A 4935-nucleotide genomic window follows, 5' to 3' on the forward strand; every position below is an offset into this window, starting at 1 on the left:
CAGTAGTGAAACGCAATCGCGCCGATGATAGTGTGGGGTCTCCCCATGTGAAAGTAGGTCATCGCCAAGCGCCTAATTTCTCGTAAGAGAAGCTCGAAAGAGCAAGTCTACTAACTTTGACACGTTAGCGACTTTAAAAGAATTTAGTATACTGCGTAAGCAATTTACTAAAGGAGCGGTAGTTCAGTTGGTTAGAATACCGGCCTGTCACGCCGGGGGTCGCGGGTTCGAGTCCCGTCCGCTCCGCCAACATAAAGACCAAAGCCTCATCGAAAGATGAGGCTTTTTTCGTTGCGTCGAATAAATATCATCATTCTATGATGATATTTAGTTTTAATATTAAGCATTTATTCCAGATGTCAGCAATGGTGATATTTTTACTTTTTAGATTAATTAAATAACTATGAAGTATTTTAAAATCATTAATTTGAGTGTTTATTGTTCAACTTTGTTGATGTTACTACTGTTGTAAATTGTTATATTTCCTCTCACTTATGCTAAATCGTAAATTCTTAGCTTGTTTCTCAAACTCGAAGCGTTAGGTTTTAACGATATCTAAAGCCGTTTCACCTAAGCCGTTATGACCTATTAAAGACTTTAGTTCTAAACTGGTGAAGGGCAATAGCTCTAAATGCAGTTCATACCACTTGTAAGTGTTTATAAGCGACTATTCGTTGCGATTGGTAATTGTGCTGCTTGTACTCAAGCAAGTCATTTGTAAGTCTCCTTAAGCTCAGTTACGTAACTGTTTAAGAAGAGTATGTGATCCGACATCATGTAAATACCGTATGTAAGTGAGCTTCGCATTGCCAAAATAGCAAAGTAGATTATAAATTGCTTAATTTGGCTGAAAAACCCACAGTCAGTACGTTTGTGATAAATAATGCTTTACCTTTCGCAGTGGTTTTAGCATAATGCATTCCGTCAACAGGGGTATAGTTCCAATTGGTAGAACAGCGGTCTCCAAAACCGATGGTTGCGAGTTCGAGTCTTGCTACCCCTGCCAAATTTAGAAGGCCTAGCAGAAATGCTAGGCCTTTGTCTTTTCTGGCTTTTAATCAATTTAATTATTTTTGAATATTAACAAAAGTGATATGTTGATTGCTATTTAACGTTCAAAGTCCAACATCAATAAGTTAGTTTAAACATTTATTCGATTAACGTGTCAGCCTTCAATTTCAATTACCTTTCTCAATTAATATTTGCTATGAGTTAAGTTGCTTGATGCAGAAATACAATATATCTTGCTGCTTATGATAGTCTGTTGAAAATTGCTTATACAATCCAAGCCTATGATAAATAACTTTTATAACATTAATGCTGAATCATTTTATAATGATACCGTCAATGTAGATTTATCCCTTTTGTACGAAATCTTCATTCCTCTATTAAAGCCGAATGGTCATATTATTGATGCTGGCTGCGGAAGCGGACGAGATAGCTTGTATTTTTTAAAGCAAGGCTTCGAAGTGAGTGCATTTGATGCAAGTGAGAGTTTAGTGCTAAAAGCATCTGAACTAACGGGGATTGATGTTGAACTAAACACTTTTGATTGTTTTAAAGCTTCATCATTGGCTGATGGTATTTGGGCTTGCGCCTCTTTATTACATGTAGCTAGTAATTTACTGCCAGCTTCATTCGCTAATTTATCTAGAAGTTTAAGGGATGGTGGTTATCTTTATTGTTCTTTTAAGTATGGTGTTAGCGATGTAGAGAGAGGCGGGCGTTATTTCACGAATGCAGATGAAAAAAGGCTTAACGATTTCATAGATGGAAGTGATTTTAATGTTGTAAAAAGTTGGATCACTGATGATGCTCGGCCTGACCGACAGGATGAAAAGTGGCTTAATGCAATTCTTATTAAAGGCGATCGCAATGGGGCTTGATGGGATTGCAGTTGATCAGGTTTTAGCTAGTTTTGGGTATAAGTTAGAAAATGTGGTTGATGTTGGCCGCTTATATACTTTTATCGGCAATAATGATTCTAATTTGCGGAATCAGCCTTCAGCAATTTTGGTCGATAATTCATTATATTCCCTTCAACCTTCTGATTTTCATTATGTTGATTACACTAGCTATCAGAATCAGCTGATGCACCATTATCAAGGGTTACTCCGTTTTTGTGCACTTGAAATACAGCAGTTAATTGATGATATAAGCCACTTTTTATCCTCCGAAATTGAGAGCATAGAACTAAAAAAGTTTGGCTCGAATCGTGAGGAACAACATATCGATCCTACTCCCCCCGAATTTAAGTTTGCAGAAATATTTGAGAGTGTGTTTGGGCCAGCATCTATACATGCTTTGCAAGCGGAAGCTCCTTATATTGATAGGCAAGGACATAAGCGATTTATTGATTACATTTTGCATCGTAAAACATCACCTATAGCGATAGAGCTAAATGGTGAAACCTATCATCATCCCTTATCTCGGATAGTCTCTCAGAAGCAATATCGATCGCAACTATTTAAACAAAACTCATTAGTAAATGATGGTTACCTTGTATATCGCTGGTCAGATAGGGGCATGAGTGATTCTTTTAAATTTGAAGACCAAATGAAAGATTATTTTGGCCAATCTGAACATTTCTTAAAATCTCCATTATATAGAGCTGAACGTTCCGTTGATTTTAGTTTATATGCCCATCAACAGGATGCTGTAAACACCCTAATTGAAAAAAGAAAAGCAGGCCAGAATAGATTTTTAGTAGTACTGCCTACTGGTTCGGGTAAAACAGAAGTGTTTATTGAAGATGTTAGGCAGCAATTACAGCAATCCAATGCCAAACAAGTGTTAGCTGTTGTGCCGACAGTTGCGCTAAAAATGCAGCTAATTAAAAGGTTAGAGGCACAAATTCCAGAGATAAGGGTTGGTGAGTTACTTAACAATTCACAACTCGATATTACAGTGCAAACTAGTGCCTATGTATTACGGCATTATCGTAAACTCGCTAGAAACCATTTCGATTATATTCTTATTGATGAAGCGCACAGAGCTGCTGCAGATGGTTTACGCCAAGTTTTAAATTACTTTTCTCCTAAGAGTCTTTTGGGCTTAACTGCTACGGATGAGCGTCTTGATAAGCGCTCTCTGAGCGATATTTTTGGTCATTACGAAGTTGAGATGACCTTAGAACAAGCTATTTTGAAAAAGTTAGTGCCGCAAATTCGAGCTTTCAGATTAGAATCAAATATTGATTTTTCGAAGGTAAGATTTAACGGCAAAGAATTCGTTAAAACCGATTTACAGAAAACTGTGATCATCCCTTCGCGTGACCAACTGATTGCAGATGTTTTACTTAAATACTTTTTTAATCAACAAGCACAATCTATCAGCACACAGCAGGGCATAGTGTTTTGTGTCGATATTAAACACACCCAAAGAATGGCCAAGCTATTAAATCAATCAGGTATAAAAGCGGCTTCGGTAAGTGGTAAGGAACGTACTGGCCTAGATTTATATCATAGGGGTGAGGTTCAAATGCTATGTGCTTGCGATTTAATAAACGAAGGCTGGGATTCGCCTCAAACCAGTATTCTTGTTATGGCTAGGCCAACAATGTCGAAAGTACTTTATACCCAGCAATTAGGACGAGGAACACGAAATTATCCAGGCAAAGAAGCGCTATATGTAATTGATGTGGTTGATAGTTATGGAGCAGCTATTACACCTTGGTCATTACATGGCTTATTTAATTTGAGTCACTATCAACCTTTTGGTGATCTGGTAAAAGATGTTCAAGGGACATCTCAGAATGAATTAATTATTTTAGATGGATTATGGGAGTCGGAGCGAAGAATCGAACCGATTAATATCTTTAATTTTGAAAAAGAGTTTAGTGACCTACTAAATGAAGAGCAGCTAGCTAGAGAGCTATTTATTTCAACAGGTACAGTAAAAGCTTGGATGAAAAAAGGTGATTTGGTTGCCGATAAAACGATTCCATTTGGTAGTAAAAATCTTAATTACTTTAGCTTCGAACAGCTAGAAAAAATAAGAATCACCAAAAATATTCCACTTAGAACACAGGATACTCGAAAGGCTGACTTTATCGAGTTTATTGAAAAACGTGATTATACTTTCTCATACAAAATTATTTTGCTTATTGTCATGGCGAACCACTGTAATAAACAAGGCGAATTGGATTTAGATGTAGTTGCTGGTTTATATGCAGGTTTCTATGAATCTTTATTGAGTAAATATGGTAAAGCAGAGAAAGGCGGTAACCCACTTAATATCAGTGAAAATTTATTGGATTCGGCGTATATCAAGCGTAATATTCTTATCAATCCATTTGAAAAATTCGAACGTAAGCGTTTCTTTTATCAGTGCCAAGAGTTGAATTTGATCGCATTTGATACCGTGTTATGGGACAAACTCAAACAATCAGATTTGAGCGCGATTACCACTCAAATGCGGGAGGATCTTAGCCATTATTACAATAAGCTTGATATGACAATCACCAAAGAAGATATCGCTACTTTAAACCTGCCAAATCTTGAGGCAGAACTCGACAATCAAAACCTAGTTTCATTACCGTTTTTTGAAGATCTTAAAATTGCTTGCGGTCACTTTAAAACCAGTACGGCTGATAAGGTAAGTTTTATACAAATCCCCACAGAATACGGAACAAATAACCCAGATAAACACTTCATTGCAAAAGCATCAGGTAACTCAATGAATGGTGGGAAATCCCCCATACTTGATGGTGACCTATTGCTATTTGAATGGATCACGCCAGTTAGTGCTGGCTCAATCTCAAATCAAATCCTAGCAATTGAGTTACTAGATGATATAGGGGAACCGCAGTATTTACTTAGAAAAGTAATTAAGCAATCACAAGGTAAATACACATTGATGAGACTGTAACTAATTTTGTGTAACTGCTTATTAACACGTACTCTATAGAGAGTCAAGGATAGGCAGATACTCATG

At 36.9% G+C, this 4935-nt stretch carries 2 protein-coding genes and 2 tRNA genes; all 4 read left to right on the forward strand.

The annotated features are described in order from the left end of the window. Positions 1-172 precede the first annotated feature (172 nt). Positions 173-249: transfer RNA gene (locus Q4546_RS18905), tRNA-Asp, on the forward strand. A gap of 680 nt (positions 250-929) precedes the next feature. Next, a tRNA-Trp gene (locus Q4546_RS18910) sits at positions 930-1006 on the forward strand. Between the two features lie 286 nt (positions 1007-1292). After that, entirely contained in the window at positions 1293-1886 is a 594-nt protein-coding gene (locus Q4546_RS18915) for a bifunctional 2-polyprenyl-6-hydroxyphenol methylase/3-demethylubiquinol 3-O-methyltransferase UbiG (RefSeq protein ID WP_102520175.1), read from the forward strand. Beyond that, complete coding sequence (locus Q4546_RS18920) at positions 1810-4869, forward strand: DEAD/DEAH box helicase family protein (protein WP_303446840.1); 3060 nt, start codon at positions 1810-1812, stop codon at positions 4867-4869. The genes Q4546_RS18915 and Q4546_RS18920 overlap by 77 nt, the downstream gene beginning before the upstream one ends. Positions 4870-4935: the final 66 nt, after the last annotated feature.

Source organism: Shewanella sp. 4_MG-2023 (assembly GCF_030548015.1).
Taxonomy (GTDB): domain Bacteria; phylum Pseudomonadota; class Gammaproteobacteria; order Enterobacterales; family Shewanellaceae; genus Shewanella.

Bases quoted from the DNA above. Each gene is read 5' to 3' on its own strand.
- Q4546_RS18920 (WP_303446840.1), top strand. From the start codon at position 1,810: ATGATGCTCGGCCTGACCGACAGGATGAAAAGTGGCTTAATGCAATTC.
- Q4546_RS18915 (WP_102520175.1), top strand. From the start codon at position 1,293: ATGATAAATAACTTTTATAACATTAATGCTGAATCATTTTATAATGAT.